18 protein-coding genes are annotated in these 20904 nt (G+C 65.2%); 11 read left to right on the forward strand and 7 right to left on the reverse strand.

What is annotated here, in order from left to right:
• Positions 1-109: 109 nt before the first annotated feature.
• On the reverse strand, positions 110-2386 hold the full coding sequence (locus PO883_RS31905; protein WP_289313361.1) for a polysaccharide biosynthesis tyrosine autokinase: 2277 nt from the start codon (positions 2384-2386) through the stop codon (positions 110-112).
• Positions 2387-2407: 21 nt separating this feature from the next.
• The gene (locus PO883_RS31910; RefSeq protein ID WP_289313362.1) at positions 2408-3529 is read right to left on the reverse strand and encodes a polysaccharide biosynthesis/export family protein; all 1122 of its coding nucleotides are present in this window, start codon (positions 3527-3529) and stop codon (positions 2408-2410) included.
• A gap of 179 nt (positions 3530-3708) precedes the next feature.
• Between PO883_RS31910 and PO883_RS31915 the strand changes: the two genes are divergently transcribed.
• Entirely contained in the window at positions 3709-5781 is a 2073-nt protein-coding gene (locus tag PO883_RS31915) for an ATP-binding protein (protein WP_289313363.1), read from the forward strand.
• Here PO883_RS31915 and PO883_RS31920 read toward each other — a convergent pair.
• Both PO883_RS31920 and PO883_RS31925 read right to left on the reverse strand, forming a co-directional pair.
• A complete protein-coding gene (locus PO883_RS31920) occupies positions 5778-7463 on the reverse strand; it encodes a TonB family protein (RefSeq protein ID WP_289313364.1) in 1686 nt (561 codons plus the stop codon). The two genes, PO883_RS31915 and PO883_RS31920, sit on opposite strands and share 4 nt — an antisense overlap.
• A gap of 131 nt (positions 7464-7594) precedes the next feature.
• Complete coding sequence (locus tag PO883_RS31925) at positions 7595-8404, reverse strand: EAL domain-containing protein (protein ID WP_289313365.1); 810 nt, start codon at positions 8402-8404, stop codon at positions 7595-7597.
• Between the two features lie 212 nt (positions 8405-8616).
• Between PO883_RS31925 and PO883_RS31930 the strand changes: the two genes are divergently transcribed.
• From PO883_RS31930 to PO883_RS31955, 6 genes are all read left to right on the forward strand, one after another.
• A complete protein-coding gene (locus PO883_RS31930; RefSeq protein ID WP_289313366.1) occupies positions 8617-9456 on the forward strand; it encodes a class II glutamine amidotransferase in 840 nt (279 codons plus the stop codon).
• Positions 9457-9490: 34 nt separating this feature from the next.
• Positions 9491-9709, forward strand: a complete 219-nt coding sequence (locus PO883_RS31935; RefSeq protein ID WP_289313367.1) for a molybdopterin-binding protein — start codon at positions 9491-9493, stop codon at positions 9707-9709.
• 37 nt (positions 9710-9746) lie between these two features.
• Positions 9747-10487: an ABC transporter substrate-binding protein gene (locus tag PO883_RS31940; RefSeq protein WP_289313368.1), complete on the forward strand. Its 741-nt coding sequence runs from the start codon at positions 9747-9749 to the stop codon at positions 10485-10487.
• 85 nt (positions 10488-10572) lie between these two features.
• Positions 10573-11076, forward strand: coding sequence for a flavin reductase family protein (locus PO883_RS31945; protein ID WP_289313369.1), 504 nt, complete (start codon positions 10573-10575; stop codon positions 11074-11076).
• A 12-nt stretch (positions 11077-11088) separates the two neighbouring features.
• A complete protein-coding gene (locus PO883_RS31950) occupies positions 11089-12471 on the forward strand; it encodes an MBL fold metallo-hydrolase (protein WP_289313370.1) in 1383 nt (460 codons plus the stop codon).
• A gap of 100 nt (positions 12472-12571) precedes the next feature.
• Positions 12572-13033, forward strand: coding sequence for a cache domain-containing protein (locus PO883_RS31955; protein WP_289313371.1), 462 nt, complete (start codon positions 12572-12574; stop codon positions 13031-13033).
• A 218-nt stretch (positions 13034-13251) separates the two neighbouring features.
• On the opposite strand, the gene PO883_RS31960 is transcribed toward PO883_RS31955, so the two are convergent.
• From PO883_RS31960 to PO883_RS31970, 3 genes are all read right to left on the reverse strand, one after another.
• A complete protein-coding gene (locus PO883_RS31960; RefSeq protein ID WP_289313372.1) occupies positions 13252-13584 on the reverse strand; it encodes a hypothetical protein in 333 nt (110 codons plus the stop codon).
• A gap of 103 nt (positions 13585-13687) precedes the next feature.
• Positions 13688-14248, reverse strand: coding sequence for a PEP-CTERM sorting domain-containing protein (locus tag PO883_RS31965; RefSeq protein WP_289313373.1), 561 nt, complete (start codon positions 14246-14248; stop codon positions 13688-13690).
• 15 nt (positions 14249-14263) lie between these two features.
• Positions 14264-14524 (reverse strand): transposase, encoded by a 261-nt coding sequence (locus tag PO883_RS31970; protein WP_373890125.1) that lies wholly within the window; start codon positions 14522-14524, stop codon positions 14264-14266.
• 261 nt (positions 14525-14785) lie between these two features.
• Here PO883_RS31970 and PO883_RS31975 point away from each other — a divergent pair, with 261 nt between their 5' ends.
• The 4 genes from PO883_RS31975 to PO883_RS31990 all read left to right on the forward strand — a co-directional run bounded on the left by PO883_RS31975 (position 14786) and on the right by PO883_RS31990 (position 20884).
• Entirely contained in the window at positions 14786-15490 is a 705-nt protein-coding gene (locus PO883_RS31975) for a FadR/GntR family transcriptional regulator (protein ID WP_289313374.1), read from the forward strand.
• 201 nt (positions 15491-15691) lie between these two features.
• Positions 15692-18397, forward strand: coding sequence for a TonB-dependent receptor (locus PO883_RS31980; RefSeq protein WP_289313375.1), 2706 nt, complete (start codon positions 15692-15694; stop codon positions 18395-18397).
• 16 nt (positions 18398-18413) lie between these two features.
• Complete coding sequence (locus PO883_RS31985) at positions 18414-20234, forward strand: glycoside hydrolase family 28 protein (protein ID WP_289313376.1); 1821 nt, start codon at positions 18414-18416, stop codon at positions 20232-20234.
• A 68-nt stretch (positions 20235-20302) separates the two neighbouring features.
• Entirely contained in the window at positions 20303-20884 is a 582-nt protein-coding gene (locus tag PO883_RS31990; RefSeq protein WP_289313377.1) for a PEP-CTERM sorting domain-containing protein, read from the forward strand.
• The last annotated feature ends 20 nt before the right edge of the window (positions 20885-20904 follow it).

Below are 20904 nucleotides of genomic sequence, written 5' to 3' on the forward strand. Positions count from 1 at the left end.
CAAAAACGCGACACGCCGGGCTTGGCATGTCGCGTTTCTTGAAGGGAAAATTTCTTATGAAGGGTGGACAGCGCCCGCCGCACCAGTCACTGTCCGCATGGCAAGTCGTTCAGCGCTCCAGCTGCGCCGCCTGGGTGTACTTGAATTGATACGCATAGCTGCCGACACGCAAGGCCATGTCGTTGAACAGCACACCCTGCGGCGCGATGCCGGCATGGTTCAGGCGCTTGATCGATTCCGTGATCTCGCCTTCGGTCGTTACCCCGGCGCGCGCGAGGATGAACACGGCGCCGGCGTGGGCACCGATGATCAGCGCATCCGACACCGCCAGGATCGGCGGCGGATCGATCAGCACGATGTCGTACTGGCTGCTGACCACGTCGAGCAGATTGGCAAAATTCAGGTGTTGCAGGAATTCGGAGCGGTTCGGCGGCAGCGCGCCGGTGGGAATGAAGTCGAGGTTGTCCAGCACACCCCGATGTATCACCTGGTCCAGCGGCAGCGAGCCGGCAATCGCCTTGGTCAGCCCCTGCTCGCGGCTGACGCCAAAATAGCGGTGCAAGTGGCCATTGCGCAAATCGGCATCGATCAGCAGCACGCGCTTGCCGCTGGCCGCCATCACGGCAGCGAAATTAACCGACAGAAACGACTTGCCCAACTCCCGGCCCGGCCCGGCCAGCATCACGATATTGTTCCTGAGGGAAGGCATCGCATACGTCAGTGCCGCGCGGAAACTGCGCAAGCTCTCGATGGCGATGTCTTCCGGCGCCTCTTGCGCCAGGATCGGCAGCGTGGCGCCATTGCGCGCAGCGCGCTGCAGGCGCCCCTGAAGGGTGCTGTGGGGAATGCTGGCATACACGATGCGCGCGCCCAGCATGGTCTCGATACGCTGCGGATTGTCGATGCCGCCGAGGAAGGCCTTGCGCGCAAACGCCAGCAACATGCCCAGGAACACGCCGGTCACCACCGCCAGCGCCACGATCAGCGGCCGGTTCGGCTTGAGCGCGCGTTCCGGCGCCATTGGGGCATCGATCAGGCGCACATTGCTGACCCGGCCCACCGAAATCAGGCGCAGTTGCTGGGCCGTGTTCGACAGCTCCGTGTACAGGTCGGTATTGACCTTGATTTCACGCAGCAGGCGCGACTCATCCTGCTCCAGCACCGGCAGGGTACGGATGCGCCTGGCTACTCCCGCGATTTCGGCATCGATTTCACGGCGCTGCTGGGTGACGCCGAGCACCAGCGGATGGTTCTCGGTGAAGCGCGTCAGCAACGCGGTCTTGCGCTGCTCCAGTTCGAGGCGCCGGGTCTGCGCCGCGGCGGCCTGCTGCAGACTGAGGCGCGCTTCCTCGCGCATGTCGATGCTGCCCTTGCTGTTGCGAAAACCGTTGTACTTTTCCTCGGACTCTTCCAGCTGGCGTTTGAGCGCCGGCAACTGCAAGTTCAGGAAGGCCAGCGACTTCTCGGCCTCCTCGGTCTTGCGCGCCAGGTTCTGGCGCATGTACTCGCGTCCGATTTCGGCCAGCAAGCTGTTGATGCGCTGCGCATTGTCGCCCTGCAGCCGCACTTCGATGATGCCCGACTGCTTGCCCTGCTCGGTAATGATCAGCGCCGCCTGGATGCGCTCGATCGCCGCCAGGCGCGAGCTGCGCATCAGGCGGAACTGGGCGCCCGGCTGGGCGCGCAGGCGGTCGACCCGCAATTCCAGGCTGGGGCCGCCGGCCGTGATCCTGAGCGTGCTGCCGACCATGCCTTCATAGACGGCGGCCAGAGCGCCGCCGGACAGGTGGTAGCGCCCGTTGCCGCGCGCGGTCACGGTGAATTCGCGGTTGTGCCAGGCTTCCGGGACCTCGAACACCGACACCTCGGCCTTTTCCGGCCCCCACACGTAGCCGCCGCGCCCGAAAATGCCGGGTTCGGACAAGGCGTCCGACTTGCGGTTGGCAAACCAGAATCCGACCACCGGGAAATACCTGGGCCGCACGTCAATAAACAGCTGCAAGTTGTCGACCGCATGCGATATCACCATGCGCGAGCGCAGCAGCTCCATTTCGGCAATCGCCGCCTTCTTGGTTTCAAACAGGGACGATACTTCGCTGAGAATATTCTTCGACGCGTTCGGACTTTCTTCCTCGACGTGGATCATCAGGTTCGCTTCGTATACCGGGCTGGCGACGAGCGCATAGATAATCGCCAGCAAGGTCACCAGCGCGCTGACGCCGCCGATCAGCCAGCGGCTGTCATACAGGATATTGACATAGCCCTGCAAGTCGATGTCGTGCGGCTGCGCCTCGCGTCCGGACAGCGGCGCGGCCGGCGGCAGGCCGGGCATCGGCAGGGTGCTGGGGGAAGATGACAGCGCTTGAGCTTGGTCGGCATGGTTCATGGGAAGGTCCTCGAAGCGGGTTCAGGGGCGGCTGAGATTAACCATCTGCATCAACGCGCCCGGGAACAGCATGCTCACGCTGCGGTACCAGTTGGCCAGCGGCGAGGCAGCCACGTAGATCAGGTCGCGCGGTTCGAGCTCGAAGGCCTCGGCCATCGCCAGCGCCCCGGCGCGGCGCGCGTCGAGCTGGTAGACGCGGGTGCCGTCGACCGCCCTGCGGATGACATACACCTGGCGCGCATCGCCGTTGAGCGGGCTGATGCCGCCGGACTCGCCCAGCGCCTCGTTCAGGGTCAGGCGGCCATCGTGCATGGTCAGCGCCTTGGGCGTGACCACCTCGCCCGACACGAACACCTTGCTCTCGTCGCGCGAGTGGACCCGCAGCACGTCGCCGGGCGCCAGCAGGATGCTGCCCGGATTGATGCCGCGCGCCACCAAACCGCGCAGGCCGACCTGGTAGCGGGCGTCGCCCCGCTCCAGCACGATGCGGCTCTGGTCGGCGCTGGGCAGCATGCCGCCGGCGCGGTTGAGCGCCTCCAGCAGGGTCATGGGAATATCGTTAATCGACTGCAAGCCGGGCAAGCGCACCTCGCCATCGATGTACACGCGCTTGCTGCGGTACGATTGCACGCGCAAGGTCACCAGCGGATTGGCGATGTAGCGCGCCAGCCGTTTGGTCAGCAGCGCGCGCGCCTCGTCCTCGGTCAGGCCGGCCAGCGTGAGCGGGCCGGCGAAGGGGAACTGCACCCGCCCCTCATGGTCGACCACGAAGCCGGCCGCCGGCGCGCTCGGCGCCGGGGCGTCGGCCGCCGTGGCCGAGGCCGCCACGCCCTGGCCCGCCAGCTCCGGATGGTCCCACACCACGATCGATAAAATGTCGCCGCGCCCGATCGCATACGGCGCCGGATCGCGCACGATCAGGTGCGCCAGGCTGTCGCTGCTGCGCCGTGCGCGCAAGGCATTTTCGGCGTCGATCAGTTCGGTGGTGATCAGCTGGGTCGGCGGCAGCGGCTCGCTGGCGATGCCCGAACCGGGGGCGCCCGAGCGCGGGTCGCCGCTGATGCGAAAGCCGGCGCAGCCGGCCAGGTTGGCCAGCAAGAGCAGCGCCGCCAAGGTCTTGAGTGAGTATGTGTGAGTTTTCATGGTGTTTGTCAAGGTCAACATTGTCCAGTTCAGAGTAAGTGAGCGCACCCGGCCCGGTCTTGCTGCACATCAAACCCCGTCTGTAGGCAATTTTTTACAGCAGTGGCGACAGGAAAAATCATTTTCTGGCAAGCTCATGGCAAAAATGCGACCGCCTTTCTCTCCGTGCAAACAGAACCATGTCACTAGACTTGCCCCCGCTTGACTCCAGCCTGTCCGCCGCCGGCGAACTGGCGGCCATCCGCCAGGCGGCAGACGAACTGCGCGCCAGCGAGGCGCGCTACCGCTCGCTGGTGCAGGCCAGCAGCACCATCATGTGGCTGGCCTCGGCGGCCGGCCATCTCGAAGGGGAGCAGCCCGGCTGGCATGGTTTTACCGGGCAGCCGGAGGCGCAGTTCAGCGGCTGGGGCTGGGTTGACGCCATCCATCCCGACGACCGCGAGCGCACCGCCGCCGCCTGGCGCGCCGCGCTGGCGGCCAGCAGCATGTACCAGATCGAACACCGCCTGCGCCGCGCCGACGGCCAATACCTCTACATGAGTGCGCGCGCGGTGCCGGTGTTCGACGCCGCCGGCGCCATCACCGAGTGGATCGGCATCCATATCGACATCGACCAGCGCAAACGGGTCGAAGAGCGCCTGCGCCTGCTCGACGCCATGAGCCAGGCCACCCGCAACGCTGACGATCCCAAGACCATCATGGATGTCACCACGCGCCTGCTCGGCCAGCACCTCGACGTCACGCGCTGTCCCTACGCCGATGTCGAAGCCGACAACGACCGCTTCACCATCCGCCACGACTGGACCGCTCCCGGCGCCATGAGCACCGCCGGGGTCTATTCGCTCGACCTGTTCGGCGCGCGCGCCGCCAGCGCCATGCGCGAAGGCCGCACCCTGCGCATCTGCGACGTCGACCGCGAACTCGATGCAGGCGGCGCCGCCATGTTCAACGCCATCGCTTGCCGTGCCATCATCTGCTGCCCGCTGGTCAAGGAAGGCAAGCTGGTGGCGATGATGGCGGTGCACCAGGACCGCCCGCGCCAGTGGACCGATGCCGACGTGGCCCTGGTCGAACAGACCGTCGAACGCTCCTGGGCCCACATCGAACGGGTGCGCGCCACCGAGGCGCTGCGCGAGGCCGACCGCCGCAAGACCGAATTCCTGGCCATCCTCGCGCACGAACTGCGCAATCCGCTCGCTCCCATCCGCAACGGCCTGCAAGTGATGCGCATGGCCGAACATGACCAGGCCACCGTGGCGCGCGTGCGCGACATGATGGAGCGCCAGGTCACGCAGATGGTCACCCTGGTCAACGACCTGCTCGACATCGCCCGCATCACGCGCGGTAACCTGGAACTCAAGCCAGTGCGGGTCGAGCTGCGCGAACTGATTGCCAGCGCGGTCGAAACGTCGATGCCGCTGGTCGACGCCAACCGCCACGCGCTGACGGTAGACGTGGCGCCCGAGTCGCTCATGCTCGACGCCGACCCGACCCGCATCGCCCAGGTGATCGGCAATGTGCTCAATAACGCCGCCAAGTACACGCCGGCCGGCGGGCGCATCACATTGCTGGGGTGGCGCGACGGCGCGCAGGCGCTGCTGTCGGTGCGCGATACCGGCATCGGCATCCCGCCCGAATCGGCGCTGACGGTATTCGAGATGTTTTCGCAGGTGGGCGCCTCGCTCGACCGCGCCCAGGGCGGACTTGGCATCGGGCTGTCACTGGCGCGCCGGCTGGTGGAGCTCCACGGCGGCACCATTGACCTGGTACGCGACGAGACGGTCAGCGGTAGCCGCTTCGACATCCGCCTGCCGCTCGCGCCCGAGGTGGCGGCGCAGGCGCCCTGCGCCGGCCAGAGCGCCGACCCGCGCGGCAGCGGCTTGCGCGTGCTGGTGGTCGACGACAATCATGATGCCGCCGACATGCTCTCGGAGCTGATGGATATCATCGGCCACACCAGCCGCGTGGCCAACGACGGCATGCGCGCGCTGGCGCTGGCCGAACAGTTCCGGCCCGAAGTGGTCTTCCTCGACATCGGCATGCCCGGCATGAACGGCTATGAAACGGCGCAGCGCCTGCGCGCGATGACGCACCTGGAACCGCTGGTGCTGGTGGCGCTGACCGGCTGGGGCGACGACAACGACCGCGCGCGCAGCAAGGCGGCCGGGTTCGACCATCACCTGATCAAACCGGCCAACCTGGAGGCGGTGGAACGTTTGCTGGCCGGCCTGGCAGCGAGCCGCAATGGCTAGCGCAGTTCTTCCATCAGCTTGAGCGACTCGTCGAAACGCCACACGCGGCGGATATCGATCACATCGTAGCGCGAGGCGATATTCGGCGGGAACGGCGAGTAGCGCGCATTGACGCGCACGATGCGCTTGACCGCGTCGTCCATGTCCGCGCGCCCGCTCGAACGCAGGATCGTCACGTCCTGCACGGTGCCGTCGCTGCGCACCGCCACGTTGACCAGCGCATCGGTGTGTTCGACGTCGGCCCACGAGCGCGGATAGTTCACGCTGCCATTGCGCTCGATCTTCTGGCGCCAGCTTTCCACATACATGCGCAGCGGCACATCGCGTTCGGCCGCGCCGACGGCGACCCGGCGCTCGTCGCGCATCGGCGGTGGCGGCGTACCGGAAAGGATGTCGAGGCCCTTGACCATCTCGCGCGCGCGGTTCGACAGGTCGCTGCCCAGCAGGTTCTTGGGGACGATGATCTTGCCGCCCGCGCCGCTGCCCGCGCCCGCCGCCGTGCCGCCGGGAGGCGTGTTGGCGGCCTGGCTGCCGCCGCCTTCGCGCCCGCGTTCCAGCGCAGCCTGCCGGGCCGCCTGGGCGGCTTGTGCGGCCTGGGCGGCTTGAGCGGCTTGTTCGGCTTGCTTCTGCGCAGCCTGCTGTTCGGCCAGTTTCTGCGCGGCCTGTTGCTCCGCGAGCTTCTGCGCCGCTTGCTGCTCCGCCAGTTTTTGAGCCGCCAATTGCTCCGCGAGTTTCTGGGCAGCTTGCTGTTCCGCCAGTTTCTGCGCCAGCTGTTGCTGGTCGGCTTTCTGCCGTTCCGCCTTCAGCTGATCGGCCTTCTCAAGCGCCAGCTTCTGCTGGGCCACCTGTTCCGCCTTCTGCTGTTCGACCTTGAGCGCGGACGCGCGCTCGCGTGCCGCATCGGCATCGGCCTGCGCCTGCTGCGCGAGCCGCGCCTGCTGTTCCTGCTCCTGGGAAGCCTCGGCCGCCGCTTGCTCCTGCCGCTGGCGCACCTGCAGTTCGGCCAGCTTGCGCTCCTTCTCTTCTTCGTCCAGCTTGCGTTGCGCCGCCTGCCGCGCGGCTTCTTCCTCCTTGCGCAGGGTGTCGGCCAACTGGGCCGCGCGCGCCGCCTCGGCAACATCGGCCGCACTGGTCGCCTCGGTGCCATCGTCGGTGCCGTGCTGGGCTTCCTTGAGATCGATGGTTTTCTGCTGCGCCTCTTCCGGGCGCGGCATCGGCACCGAGAACTCGTTGACGATCACATCTTGCGCGATGACGCGGGTATCCATCGCCAGCGCGTCGCTGGCCGGCAATGGCGGGCTGATGCGTTTAGCCTTGCGCGGCCTATCCTTCTTGACAGCCAGGCGCGGCGTGACGGAAGCGGGAACGGGTGCCGGCGCGGGCACGGGATCGACCAGGCGCATGCCATTGGCCGGCGCCGCCGGCGTTGCGCCAGCCGGAAGCGGCAATGGCGCAACTTCCACGACAGTCACCGGCGGCGGCGCGGGTGTGGGATCGACCGCGGCGTCAAGCAGGCGCACCTCGATCGGCGTGGCCGAACCGGGCAAGCCAAGCGCGGGAATGCCGAACTGGAGCGACAAGATCACGCCGTGCACCAGCAGCGAAACGAGCACGGCGCCGAGCAGGCGGCGCGTGCCCTGGTCGCGCGGCGGGCGGCGCCGCCCTACCGCGCCAGGACGCATGCGACCATATCGTTACGCCAAATCGCCGCTGATGCCATACCTGCCCCTGCCCAAAATTCGTTAATAGCCCCCGAATTCTAAGCGAAAAGCCCATTTCGCTGAGGAATATACTTGCGTGGCATGCCCCCGGCTCAGGCGGCCAGCGCCGCGCCGCTCACCAGACCCGCTTGCGGCTGGTCGAGGAAGTAGCCTTGTGCGTACAGTGGCAAACCGTGAATGTCGGCAGCCGAGGCAATCGCCGGCGCCGTCTCGACCCGCTTGAAAATCAGCCTGACCCCGGCCGCCCGCGCCGCATCCACCAGCGGTTCGAGCGAGACGCCGCCCGACAGGTAGCGCGCGTCGAGCTTGATCGCATTGGGCCGCTGCTCCGACACCATCGCCAGCGCCTGCGCCAGCGAGGCCGCATTGAGCGCCAGCCGGAAGCCGTTGCGCCGGTAATTGTCGGCCACGTAGTTGAGCAGCCACCCTTGCTGCGGCGTGGTGGTGGGCAGTTGCAGCACGATGCGGCCGAGCGGCAAGTCGAGGGCGCCGAGAATGCGCTTGAAAGCATGCCCGTGATTGCTGCTGACCGCGCTGAGCAGCCGGTCGTGCACGTTCAGGTACAGGTCGCTCTGCCCGGCCTCGTCCTGGCGGAAGAAATTGATCGCGTGCAGCATGCGGCACAGCCGGTCGAGCTCGATCGACTCGTCGTCGCTGGCCGCATGGTCGAGCAATTTCCACAGCGACAGCCCGGCATCGCCCGCCGAGGCACTGCGCGCCAATCCCTCGTAGGCCACGATGCGGCTGCTGCCAAGCGCGCGGATGGGCTGGAAGGCGCTGGTGATGGTGCAGTTGAAATACTTGCCCTGGGCGCGGCCCGCCGAGTCCAGCCACACACTACTGGCCGGACGGTCCGGGTCGGACAAATGGGCCGGGTAAGTGTTCAAGGTAGGGAAAGGCATTGCATGTCTCGCTATTGGTATAAAACGGAAAGTCTAGCCCCGCCCCTTGCGCCGGCGAAGGAATCGTTTCGCCAATCGATGTGCGGACGGCGCATATCGCTCCCGGGTTCTTATGCGCAAAATGCGACTATCGAAACGCGAAAATAGTCGTTTGCAGATGCGCCTGGCAAGGCTACGCTGGGGGCGACAGATGCAGAAAGGAAGCGACGCCCATGTGTGAATTACTCGGAATGAACAGCAGCAAGCCAGCGGCGCTGAACTTCAGCTTCGCCGGTTTCAGCGAGCGCGGCGGGCGCACCGGCGAGCACCGCGACGGCTGGGGCATCGCCTTCCACGAGCCGTCCGGCTGCCGCCTGATCGTCGACCACCGCCCCTCCATCGATTCGCCGCTGGCGCACGCCCTCAAGCACAATCCGGTCAAGGCCAGGAATGTAGTTGCGCATATCCGCAAGGCGACCCAGGGCGAAGTGGCGCCGCAAAACAGCCACCCGTTCACCCGCGTGCTGTGGGGCACGACCTGGTCGTTCGCCCACAACGGCAACCTGAGCAGCTTCCGCCCGGCGCCCGACCCGCATTTCGTCCCGGCCGGCGAAACCGACAGCGAGCGCGCCTTTTGCTACCTGCTGGCCGGCCTGCGGCGCCGCTTTCCGGTGCAGCCGCCCTCGCGCGCAGCCTTGTTTACGGCGGTGCAAACGATGGCGGCGCTGATCGCGCGTCACGGCAGCTTCAATGTCATCCTGTCGAACGGCGACTTCTTGCTGGCCCACTGTTCGACCCAGCTGCATTACGTGGTGCGCGCCTACCCCTTCGCCAGCGCCAGCCTGGTCGATTGCGACCTGCAGATCGATTTTCGCCAGCATAACCGTCTGGACGACCAGATCGTCGTGATCGCCACCCTGCCCCTGACCACCGGCGAGCAATGGCAGCGTTTCGAGCCGGGCGAACTGAAACTGTTTGCCGGCGGCGCGCCGCAAGCGATCCATCCCGGACCCGGCAGCGACAGCGGCAGCGGCAGCGGCAGCAAACCGCTGCGCCTGCTCATGAGTTACTGATTCACCCTCCCCCCCACCAACCTGAAGGAACAGCATGGCTATCTCGGAAATCAATGTACGCAACCAGTTCAGGGGCAAGATCAAGGAAATCATCGCCGGCCCGGTGGTGTCGGAAGTCGATGTCGAAACGGCGCACGGCATCGTCACCTCGGTCATCACCAGCCGTTCCATCCAGGACCTGGACCTGAAAGTCGGCAGCGAAGTCATCGCCCCGGTCAAATCGACGGAGGTATCGATCGCCAAGATTCAGTAGGCCGCCCTCGTTTGCCACCCCAAGGTATGATGGCGGCATGAAGATTGGCTTCCTGCTGCTGTCATCCCTGTTTTCCTGTGCCATGGCGCTGCCCGCGCGCGGTGCCGAGCTGGTGTTCGGCGTCTCGACCGGCAGCGCCATGCCCATGACCCGCTTCCAGCACGACGAACTGACCGGCGGCTTGCTCAAGGATGTGGGCGACGCCCTGGCGCGCGAACTGAATCTGCGCCCTCGCTACCTGACCCTGCCGCGCAAGCGGGTCGAAGTCGCGCTGGCCAGCGGCACGGTGGACCTGCTGTGCGACCTGCGTCCCGAATGGCTCGACAGCAAGCGCTGGCAATGGTCGGACACCGTCTTTTCCAACAAGCAGATCATTGTCGGCCGCATTGACACCGCGCCCCTGGCCGTCCTGCGCCAACTGGCCGGCAAGCGCACCGGCACCATCACCGGCTACCGCTATCCGGCGCTGGAACGCGAACTGGGACCGCAATTCGTGCGCGACGACACCACCAGCGACGACCTGAACCTGCGCAAGCTGCTGCGCCGCCGCTTCGATTACATGCTCACCAATTCCCTGTATTACGATTACCAGCGGCGCGCCCATCCCGAGCGCGCGCGCCTGAGCCGCGCGGCCCTGGTTGTCGAACCGTTTGACACCTATTGCGCGCTGCCGCCCGGCGCCAAGCTGACCCTGGCGCAAGTAAACCGCGCCCTGCTGGCGCTGCGCAAGAATGGCAGGATGCAAGCCATTCTGGAGAGCTACCAGCCCGCCAACTGAGCCGTTCAGGCCGCTTGTGCGGGATCAAGGCCGCGCACCCGACCGCATTTAGTATGAGCTGACGTCCACCACGCGCAGGCCCGCCATGCCTTCCCTTTCTCCGAGCGTCCCGTCGGCCGCTGTCGACAGCCGCCATTTCCGCCAGGCCCTGTCGCAGTTCGCCACCGGCGTGACCATCGTCACCGCCGCGCTGGCGGACGGCCGCCTGGTCGGCGTGACCATCAATTCCTTCAGTTCGGTCTCGCTCGATCCGCCGCTGGTGTTGTGGAGCCTGGCCCACACGGCCGGCAGCATGGCCGCGTTCCAGGCGGCCGCCGGCTACGTCATCAACGTGCTGGCCGACAACCAGGCCGAGCTGGCGCAACGCTTTGCCCGCCCAGGCGAGGACCGCTTCGACACGGTCGATTTCACGCTCTCGCCGCAAGGCGTGCCGGTGCTGGCCGGCACCGTGGCGACATTCGAGTGCCGCCCGCGCAACCGCTATGCCGAGGGCGACCACATGATTTTCGTCGGCGCGGTCGAGCGCTGCCAGTTCCATCCGCACCGGCCGCTCGGGTTTCACCGCGGCCGGTTTATCGCCATCAGCTGACCGGGTGCCGCCATGAGCCATAACCTGCTGACCTTCGTCAACCACGCCTGCTTCCACCTCGCCAACGACAACACCGTGCTGCTGGCCGATCCCTGGGTCGAGGGGCCGGTCTTCAACAATGGCTGGAGCCTGCTCGACACCAGCACCTCCAACGCGGCGCTGATCCGCGACCTGGCCGCGCTCAAGCGCCATACCTTTATCTGGTTCTCGCACGAGCATCCCGACCATTTTTCGGTGCCCTTCGTCAAGCGGCTGCGGCGCGACTTCGCCGGCAAGCTCACCATGCTGTTCCAGCATACCAAGGACAAGCGCGTGCTCAATTTCTTGCGCAACAACGGCTTCGATGTCATCGAATGCCTGCCCGGCGTGCCGGTCGCACTCGACAGCACGATGCGCATCACCGTGTTTCCCCACGCCGACGGCGATTCGTACTGCCTGATCAATTCGGACGGACGGCACCTGCTCAACCTCAACGACTGCGCCCTGGGCAGCGCCGCCCAGTGTGCCGCCGCCAAGGCCAGCATCGCGCTGCTGTGCGAACGGGTGGACGTCCTGATGACCCAGTTCGGCTACGCCAACTGGGTCGGCAATCCCTTCCAGGCCGAACTGCGCTGCGCCGCCGCGGCCGAAAAGCTGCACCGCATCAAGCTCCAGATCGAGGCTTTCACGCCGAAAATTACGCTGCCCTTCGCTTCCTTCGTCGCCTTTTCCCACATCGACAATTGCTACATGAACGACCACCAGAACACGCCGCGCCGCGTGGCGCAGTGGGCGCGGCTGTCGCGCGCCACCGATGCGGTGCGCTTCCTGCAACCGGGCGATACCATCGCGCTGGGGGTGGACACGGCCGAAAGCCTGGCCTGGGCCAGCGATGCCGCCGTCGAGCACTGGGAACGCCAGCTGGCGGTGCCATGCGACTTGTTGCCATCCGAGCCGCCCGCCACGGCGGCCCAGGTGCGCGCCGCCGCCGAACAATACCGCAAGGGCGCCATCGCCAACCTGCTGGGACTGCCCTGCCTGCTCGAACTGGCTGGACTGATCAAGCCGCTGGTGATCCGCATTCCCGACATCGCCATGACCATCCGCGTGTCGTATCTGCGCGGCTGCGCCGAACTGCACGACGACGAGTTCGCGGACATCTCGATGACCTCGCCCAGCGCGGTATTCCTGTTCGCCAACGAATACGGCTTCAACACGACCCACGTCAACGGCCGCTTCCGCGCCAGCGACTGTGGCGCCGTGCAGCGTTTCAGCCGTTTTTTCATGCCCCAGAACCTGGGCCGCCAGGGCTATGGCGTGCAGCATCCGCTGGCCACCCTGCGCTACCTGGGCGCCAGCCTGATCAGCCGGCTGCTGCGCCGCCTGGGGGCCATGCAGCGGCACATGGCGAAGTAAGCCACAAGGCCGTAAATACTTCTTCGCAGCAAGTTCGGCCCATGGTACATTTTCTCCAGCAGCTACCCATTCCGGGTAGCTGTAAAACAGGGAGATGACCATGAAAGCCATGACGAGGGCCGTTCTTGGCGGCGCCGCATTCACGCTCGCGACGTCCTTAGCCGCGCAGGCGGCCGATGCCAGCGCCGATGCGGTCGCGATGGTCGCCAAGGGCGTGGTCTTCCTGCACAAGAATGGCAAGGACGCGCTGCTCACCGCCATCAACAGCAAGAGTCCCGAGTTCGTCAACGAGACGACTTACTTGACCATGCGCGCCCTCGACGGTACCCAGCTGGCGCATCCGACCAATCCCAAACTGGTGGGCAAGAATATGGTGGTGCTGCCCGATGCCGACGGCAAGCTGTTCCGCAAGGACATCATCGACCAGGCAAAAAAGAGCGGCAAGGGCTGGGTCGATTACCGCTACAACAACCCGACCAGCGGCCAGATCGAGAAGAAATCGACGTATTTCGTCAAGAGCGGCGATGTCATCCTCGAGGCCGGGATCTACAAAGGCAAGTAAAGCCGGGCGAACACGCTTGCCGCCGGCCCTGTCTCATGGGATTGAACTTGCAGTTGGGCGCGATGAACCTACCGGCGTTTGCCGGGAACGCCCCGAAACACGACGCTGGCCACGTTCCCCGAAGCGAACTCGAACCGGTTCGCCGTGGGGACCAACAGTCTCGATCGCACGGAGAATGCCATCGGCCTGATGGACAACGAGCCACAGCGGGTGCGTTATCAAGATGGTGTCGCAGTGCCCAGCAATTGGGCATGGGTGATGACGGATGTCCCAGCGCTGTCAGCGCCAAGCTGCCGATCCCAGGCGACGTTGCTGGCTACCAGGCCGCTCCAGGCCGTACCGGACAAATCCACGCCGCCTACCGGGGTGGCCGCCACGGCGCTTGCAGCGCCATCGACCACGCTGTAGACCTTGCCGACATTGCTGGCGTCGTAGGCAACGAACAAGTGCCTGGTTGCGGTGGTTCCGCCCGTGTACAGGGTGTTTTCCGCAGCTTGGGCGATACACAGTGGGGATAACCATGCCGCCAGTGCGGCCAGCTTGCGCATCATGATGCCGAATTTGGCTTAACTAAAACGCGATCATGGCACAGGCTGGGTACGCACGCTTTTCGACGTGGTAAACAACTGCTAAATTTGTCGCGAATACACCACCTTACCTGGCGCGACGAGCGCGTGCTGCGCCGCCCACCAGCAGCAAGCCTGCCACAAGCATGGCGTAAGTCGATGGCTCTGGAACAGCTGAGGTAATCGACAGGGTAGTCTGCGGCGTCCAACCATAACTCGCCCCGCTCGGCGTGCCCAAGGTGTATGTTTTGAAATCCGCACTCGCGCCGGTTTCGTACACGGTGGACCAGAAAACATAGCCCTCCGGATCGTTGCTATAGCGGCTTACATTGAAATCGAGCTGGCCGTTCGGGGTGTAGCTGAAGGTATAGTCCGAACCGCACTTTCCCCATGAGCAGCCGACGTAGTCGAAGCCGCCGACCTGGAGCAAGCTCAGTTCGGAAAACACCAGCTTGCCATCGCCATTGCTGTCGGTACCGCTGAACGTGCCCTTGATGTTGGCGGCGGGATCCCATTTCGTGGTGTCGCCCTGCCAGCTAATGGTGGTGACATCAAAGCCCGTATAGACGAATGACCAAGTGTTTTGCTCGGCGTGTGCGCTGCACAGTGGCGACAATAGGGCCGCTAATGCGGCTAGCTTGCGAATCATGATGCTTCCTTCATGTTAGTGGATAGGTGATGATGGTACAGGGTTTACCTGTACTTTTCGATACCAGTAATTATTTGTTAAATTTGTCGTTAATTCAATACGGCTGGGCTGGTACAGAAAGCAGATTTCATCCTGTTCACTTACCACGGGCCAGAAATACGCCGCTTTCATCTTGCCCGGGCCGGCACGGCCGGCCTTGATCGACGTTTCGTCCCTTGCGATCACGCGCGAGCGCCGCACCGATTCCACCTGGGCGGCGAAGATCGGTTCGACCAGCGATACGCCTGCTGGCGGCCGGGCGGGAGCAGGCGCGCCGCGATCCGGCCCTGCAGGCGGCGCGCACCGCGCTCAAGCGCTACCAGTCCGCTCTCTTCAGGGTTTGAGATTGCAGCTTGTCCATGCAAGAACCGGGTATATTGAACTGTACGGCAACTGTCCATGTCCTTGGGCGCCCATATTGATTATTTTGGCATGAGCACCTTGCGCGATTGGTCAGACCACTTTAAAATGGCCTGACCAAAAGATGTGCAGGCCTCCATGCTCAAGAACGTCACACTCGCTCCCGACAGCTCCCTCGCGCACGAACCGCGGCTGTACCGCATTGTCGCCGGCCGCATCGAGGAACTGATCCGCGACGAAGCGATCGGCGCCGGCGAACGCTTGCCGCCCGAACGCGAGATGGCGACCCGCTTGGCGGTCAGCCGCGCCTCGCTGCGCGAAGCCCTCATTGCCCTGGAACTGCGCGGCGTGGTCGACCTACGCGGCGGCTCCGGCGTGTATGTCAGCCGCCTGCAGCCGCCCTCCGCCGAGATCGACGAAGGCGGCCCCGGGCCGTTCGAAGTGCTGGCCGCGCGCCGCCTGGTCGAAGCCGAGGTGTGCGCCAGCGCCGCCCGCATGGCCAGCGACAGCGCCATCGAGGCCATCCGCCGCGCCGTCGTCGACATGGAACGCCAGCACGACGATTACAGCAGCAACGAGCAGCTCGACCGCAACTTCCACCTGGCCATCGCCCGCGCCACCGGCAACAGCGCCATGGCCGGCGCCGTGGACCACCTGTGGAAACAGCGCGGGCGCCTGTGGCACAAGCTCAAAGAACATTTCCAGACCGAAGAACTGCGCCAGGCCACGCTGCTTGACCACCGCCGCATCCTCGATGCGATCGTGGCGCGCGATCCGGCCGGCGCGCACGCCGCCATGCGCGCCCACCTGGAACGGGTCACGCGCACCTTTTCGCGAGGATAAAGACACAGCTACCTTTTGAACAGTGGACAGCAGGCGCGCAGAACGCCGCACCACAAGGCAGGGCAAACGTTATTGACCACGTCGACCCCGGCTCACGCCTTCGTCGCCGCGGCACAGGATACGCGAGGTGTCCTGACCAGCTTCCGCGCCGCGGCCGGGAGCTTCTAATGTCAAACAATAATCCGCAGGAGACCGTCTCACATGAACAAGCAAACCAGCTCGACCCACTCGAAACTCGTATTGTCGTCCATTACCCTTGCGGTGCTGACGATGATGAACCAGGCCGCGGCCCAACAGCTTGAGTCCGGCATGCAGCGCGTCGAAGTGACCGGGTCGAGCATCAAGCGCCTGGCGACCGAGATGGCGCTGCCGGTATCGACCATCAAGGCCGATGAATTCACCAAGCGCGGCATGACCAGCCTGGCCGACATCATGATGGCGCTGCCGCAATCGAACTCGCTGGCCCCGTCCAACGCCGGCTCCGGCACCAACATCAACCTGCGCGGCCTGGGCGTGAACCGCACCCTGGTGCTGCTCAACGGCCGCCGCCTGGCCAATGAAGCGATCGCCGACGGCTACGCCAACCTCGACGTCATCCCGATGAGCTCCCTGCTGCGCGTGGAAATCCTGCGCGACGGCGCTTCCTCGATCTATGGCTCGGACGCCATCGGCGGCGTGGTCAACTTCATCACCAAGAGCAGCGTCGAAGGCGGCAGCATCACCGCCCAGTACGTGCAGCCTGAAAAATCGGGCGGCGGCGACGAGCAGCGCCTGTCGGCCACCTTCGGCAAGGGCAAGCTGGCCACCGACGGCTGGAATCTCTACGCCACCATCGATGGCCGCCAGCGCAGCCGCCTGGCCGCGCGCGACCGCGCCGAGCTGAGCTCGAACGAACTGCTGGCCAGCATCGGGCGCGCCCCGACCCTGGCCAGCGGCGGCTACGCATCCCCGGCCAACTTCACCACCCCCAGCAACAAGACCGCAGCCAACCCGTACTACAAGACCGGCTGCCAGGCACCTTACTCGATCCAGGGCGCCAAGAACACCTGCATCATCGATAACAACGAGTACGGCACCGCCCTGCACGAAACCAGGCAGCTGACCTTTTACGCGCGCAGCACCAAGCAGATGTCGGACGACCATACCCTGAGCCTGGACTACATGCGCGGCGCGTCGACCATCATTTCGGCGCGCAATCCAACCCAAAGCGTGACCGCCAAGGGCATGCCCGCGCGCGTGCCGGCCGGCAGCAAATGGTATCCGGGCGGCACCGGCGGCGTGCCCGCCATGGCCGGCCTGAAAGGCGAACCGCTGACGGTGACCTGGAGCGTGGCCGACCTCGGCCTGGCCAGCAACAAGGACGTGCAGCTGAACCAGCGCCTGGCGCTGGTCGATGAAGGCAAGATCGGCGAGTGGGATTACAAGACCGGCCTGGTGTACGGCCACAGCGGACGCAAGAACTACTACAACACCGGCTACGTGAGCGGTCCCGGCTTGAACAACGGCCTGGCCAGCGGCGTGCTCAACCCGTTCGGCCTGCAGGACGAAGCCGGCAAAGGCTACCTGCGCGACATCTCGGTCGACGGCCAGTTGAACCGCGATTCGACCAGTACCTTCGCCGGTGTCGACGCCACCGCCAGCCGCACGCTGATGCAACTGCCGGGCGGCTCGCTGGCGATGGCGGTCGGGGTCGACATCCACCGCGACACCACCGAAGACACGCGCCTGCCGATCACCAATGAAGTGAGCTACGCCAACGCCTCGTCCTCGCACGGCGAAGGCGCGCGCAACGTCTCGGCCCTGTACGCCGAGCTCGATATCCCGATCAGCAAGCAGCTGACCGTCAACCTGGCCGCGCGCGACGATTATTTCAGCGACTTCGGCAACACCTTCAACCCGAAAGCGAGCTTCCGCTACGAGCCATCGAAAACCCTGATGTTGCGCGGTTCGGCCAACACCGGTTTCCGCGCGCCGACCCTGTTCGACCGCTACGGCTACCGCTTGCCCGGCGCGAACGGCAACACCGCCGCCAAATGGGACGATCCGACCCTGTGCCCTGGCGGCAAGCCGGGCGTGGCTGGCAGCGGCACCGCCGTGGCGGGCAGCGTGGCCTCGGAAGTGTGCAACGTGAACCTGCCCAAGCAGACTGGCAGCAACGACCAGCTGACCCCGGAAACCTCGCGCGGCTGGACCCTGGGCATGGTGGTGGAACCAGTCAAGAACCTGACCCTGTCCTTCGACTACTGGAACATCCGCATGAAGGACATGCTGGCCAACCTGCCCGAGCAAGCCTACTTCCAGGACCCGGTCAAGTACAAGGACCTGTTCGTGCGCAATCCCGACGGTTCGCTGGCCTACATCAAGAACGTGACGATGAACCTGGGCGGCCAGAAAACCGCCGGCATCGACCTGACCGCCACCTATGCGCTGCCGCGCATGGACATCGGCGAGTTCAACTTCCAGCTCGACGGCACCTACCTGACCCAGTTCGAGAACCAGCTGGAAAAAGACAGCCCGTACGTGTCGAACGTGGGCCGCTTCGGCCTGGCCAGCAACGGCACCACCAGCAACTTCCCGATCATCACCTACCGCTGGAAGCACACCCTGAAAATGAACTGGAAGCGCGGCGACTGGAGTTCGCAGCTGACCCAGAACTACAACTCCCACTACGACGACCAGAACCTGGTGGCGGCCGAATACCAGCGCGAGATCAAGCCCTACTCGGTGTGGAACCTGACCGGCACCTACAGCGGCTTCAAGAACATCAGCATCGTGGCCGGGGTCACCAATATGTTCGATGAAAATCCGCCGGTCACCAACCACAGCGGCTACACCTTCGGCTACCTGAGCAGCGCAGCCAGCCCGATCGGCCGCTCGTACAATCTGCGCATGACGTACAACTTCTGATCAGGAAAGCATTTTCATGAACAAGCATCCGATTGACACCCGGCGCCGCGCCCTCCTGCGCGGCGCCGGGGCCGCCGGCCTGGCCCTGGGCGGCGGCATCGCCCTGCCCGCCCTGGCCAACGACCAGCCGTCCGACCCGTGGCAGAAGGCGCAAGCCATCGCCGCCAGCTTCAAGAAGCCGCTGCTATTTCGCAAGCAAGACTTCCCGATCACCGCGCACGGCGCCGAGCCGTGCAAGGTGAGCAGCGTGACAGGCTACACCGGCCACCACGAGACCGGCATGGTGGCCACGCCGGCCGCCGGCGCGCACGACTGCTATCCGGCGATTCGCGCGGCGATTGCCGCCTGCGCCAAGGCGGGCGGCGGACGGGTGGTGATTCCCGCCGGCGCCTGGCTGTGCAAAGGCCCGATCGTGCTGCGCTCGAACGTGCACGTGCATTTGAAATCCGGCGCGCACGTCTTCTTCAGCAACGACCCGGACGATTTCGCCAGGTACGGCGAGGTCGACTGCGGCCCGAACGGCAAGCTGACCCTGTCGCGCTGGCAGAGCAACGATTGCCTGAACTATTCGCCGCTGGTGTACGCCCACAAGCAAAACAATATCGCCCTCAGCGGCGAAGACTGGACCAGCATTCTCGACGGCCAGGGCGGCGTGCCGCTGAACGGCGGCGACTGCTGGTGGGACTGGAAGAGCAAGCGCAACGGGGCCAGCGAGCCGCGTTCGCAAGCGGCCGTCAACCCGGCCAACCCGGCCCGCATCCTGGCCGTGGCGCCCGATCTGGGCGCCGCCCAGGCCAGGCTGATCGAAGGCGACAGCAGCCGCTGGCGCAGCGATGAAGCCTACCTGCCATCGCTGTCGGAAGCGGGCGTGCCGGCCGGCAAGCGCGTGTTCGGGCGCGGCCACTACCTGCGCCCGTGCATGATCGAATTCATCGATTGCACCAGGGTGCTGCTCAAGGGCTACCAGGTCAACCAGGCGCCGTTCTGGCTGCACCACCCGGTGGCCTGCCGCGACCTGGAAATCCGCAAGGTCCACATGGACAGCATGGGCCCGAACAGCGACGGTTTCGATCCGGAAGCGTGCGACAACGTGCTGGTCGAAGACTGCACCTTCAATACCGGCGACGATTGCATCGCAATCAAGGCCGGCAAGAACCTGGATACGCAATACGGTCCGACCCAGAACGTGCTGATCCAGAAATGCATCATGAACAGCGGCCACGGCGGCGTGACCCTGGGCAGCGAAATGTCGGGCGGCATCGAGCATGTGTATGCGCAGGATATCGAATTCCGCAACGTGAACTGGGCCACCAGCCCGCTCGCCACGGCCATCCGCATGAAGACCAATATGAACCGGGGCGGCTTCCTCAAGCATGTTTACGTGCGCAACGTGAGCATGCCGAACGGGGTGCAGACCACGCCGCAGTTCTACAATTCCCTGCCCGGCTCGCCGATCGCCCCAAAAACCGTGTCGTCCTCGGCTGGCGCGGTGATCACCATCGATTGCGATTACATGCCCACCGCCGACAACGTGCGCACGCGCCCGCCGGTGGTGTCGGACGTGCACATCTCCAACGTCAAGGTGGGCAATGTGAAGACCGGGGCCGGCACGTTCTCGTGCTACCAGGCCATCATGCTGCTCGGCCCGGTCGCCTTCGATTACAACGGCAACGACCCATCGCTGATCGTGCCGATCACCGGCATCAGCATCACCGACTGCGATTTCGGCACCCCAGCCAACGCCGACAATCCCTGGTTCGCCTACAACGTGAAGTCGGCAACACTGAGCAAGGTGACCATCGGCGGCAAGGTGTACAACACCACCGTGACGGCGTGAGCAATCCTGTTTTTAGATGAGGAAATAACGATGTAGCCTGCGGTTTCACTTTACTGGACAGCAAAAAAATGACAACAAAAATCATCTTGGAGACACTCGCGGTCGTGGCACTGACTGCGGGGCAAGCACATGCGGCCCCCCTGCCGCTGCAACACAGCACCATCAGCGCGGCCTATAACGGGTCCGCCGATGGCATGCTGGGACTGGACCAGCTGTTCGCGCCGGTGCCCGGCTCGAACGTGACGGCCATCGATCCCGGCGGCGCCAACGGGGTTGAATTTCTCAGCGCCGACTTCCTGTTCGGGATCGACTTCGCCGAAGACGGCGTGATGACGGTCTTCAACAATGGCCCCGTGGCCGCCGGGGCGACCAGCATGCGCTTCGACTTCGGCGCCAGCCTGGCCGCGCCCCTGACCCGTTTCACGCTGATCGACAGCAGCGCCGTGGGCGGCATTCCCGTGCTGAACCTGATCGATGGCCACACCATCGGCCTCGACCTGTCCGCGCTCGACTGGGGCGCCGGCTTCACCAGCTTCAGCGCGCGCCTTGAGGCGGCGCCCTCGCCCGTGCCGGAACCGGCCAGCGTCACCCTGATGCTGGCCGGCCTGGCCAGCATCGTGTTCGCGCGCCGCCGCGCACCCAAAGCTTAGTCACCGGAGAATCCAATGAA

The sequence above is a fragment of the Massilia sp. DJPM01 genome (assembly GCF_030348125.1).
Taxonomy (GTDB): Bacteria; Pseudomonadota; Gammaproteobacteria; order Burkholderiales; family Burkholderiaceae_D; genus Telluria_A; species Telluria_A frigida.

Coding starts and splice junctions, on each gene's coding strand:
- PO883_RS31905 (WP_289313361.1), bottom strand. CDS start 2,386: ATGAACCATGCCGACCAAGCTCAAGCGCTGTCATCTTCCCCCAGCACC.
- PO883_RS31910 (WP_289313362.1), bottom strand. CDS start 3,529: ATGAAAACTCACACATACTCACTCAAGACCTTGGCGGCGCTGCTCTTG.
- PO883_RS31915 (WP_289313363.1), top strand. CDS start 3,709: ATGTCACTAGACTTGCCCCCGCTTGACTCCAGCCTGTCCGCCGCCGGC.
- PO883_RS31920 (WP_289313364.1), bottom strand. CDS start 7,463: ATGCGTCCTGGCGCGGTAGGGCGGCGCCGCCCGCCGCGCGACCAGGGC.
- PO883_RS31925 (WP_289313365.1), bottom strand. CDS start 8,404: ATGCCTTTCCCTACCTTGAACACTTACCCGGCCCATTTGTCCGACCCG.
- PO883_RS31930 (WP_289313366.1), top strand. CDS start 8,617: ATGTGTGAATTACTCGGAATGAACAGCAGCAAGCCAGCGGCGCTGAAC.
- PO883_RS31935 (WP_289313367.1), top strand. CDS start 9,491: ATGGCTATCTCGGAAATCAATGTACGCAACCAGTTCAGGGGCAAGATC.
- PO883_RS31940 (WP_289313368.1), top strand. CDS start 9,747: ATGAAGATTGGCTTCCTGCTGCTGTCATCCCTGTTTTCCTGTGCCATG.
- PO883_RS31945 (WP_289313369.1), top strand. CDS start 10,573: ATGCCTTCCCTTTCTCCGAGCGTCCCGTCGGCCGCTGTCGACAGCCGC.
- PO883_RS31950 (WP_289313370.1), top strand. CDS start 11,089: ATGAGCCATAACCTGCTGACCTTCGTCAACCACGCCTGCTTCCACCTC.
- PO883_RS31955 (WP_289313371.1), top strand. CDS start 12,572: ATGAAAGCCATGACGAGGGCCGTTCTTGGCGGCGCCGCATTCACGCTC.
- PO883_RS31960 (WP_289313372.1), bottom strand. CDS start 13,584: ATGATGCGCAAGCTGGCCGCACTGGCGGCATGGTTATCCCCACTGTGT.
- PO883_RS31965 (WP_289313373.1), bottom strand. CDS start 14,248: ATGATTCGCAAGCTAGCCGCATTAGCGGCCCTATTGTCGCCACTGTGC.
- PO883_RS31975 (WP_289313374.1), top strand. CDS start 14,786: ATGCTCAAGAACGTCACACTCGCTCCCGACAGCTCCCTCGCGCACGAA.
- PO883_RS31980 (WP_289313375.1), top strand. CDS start 15,692: ATGAACAAGCAAACCAGCTCGACCCACTCGAAACTCGTATTGTCGTCC.
- PO883_RS31985 (WP_289313376.1), top strand. CDS start 18,414: ATGAACAAGCATCCGATTGACACCCGGCGCCGCGCCCTCCTGCGCGGC.
- PO883_RS31990 (WP_289313377.1), top strand. CDS start 20,303: ATGACAACAAAAATCATCTTGGAGACACTCGCGGTCGTGGCACTGACT.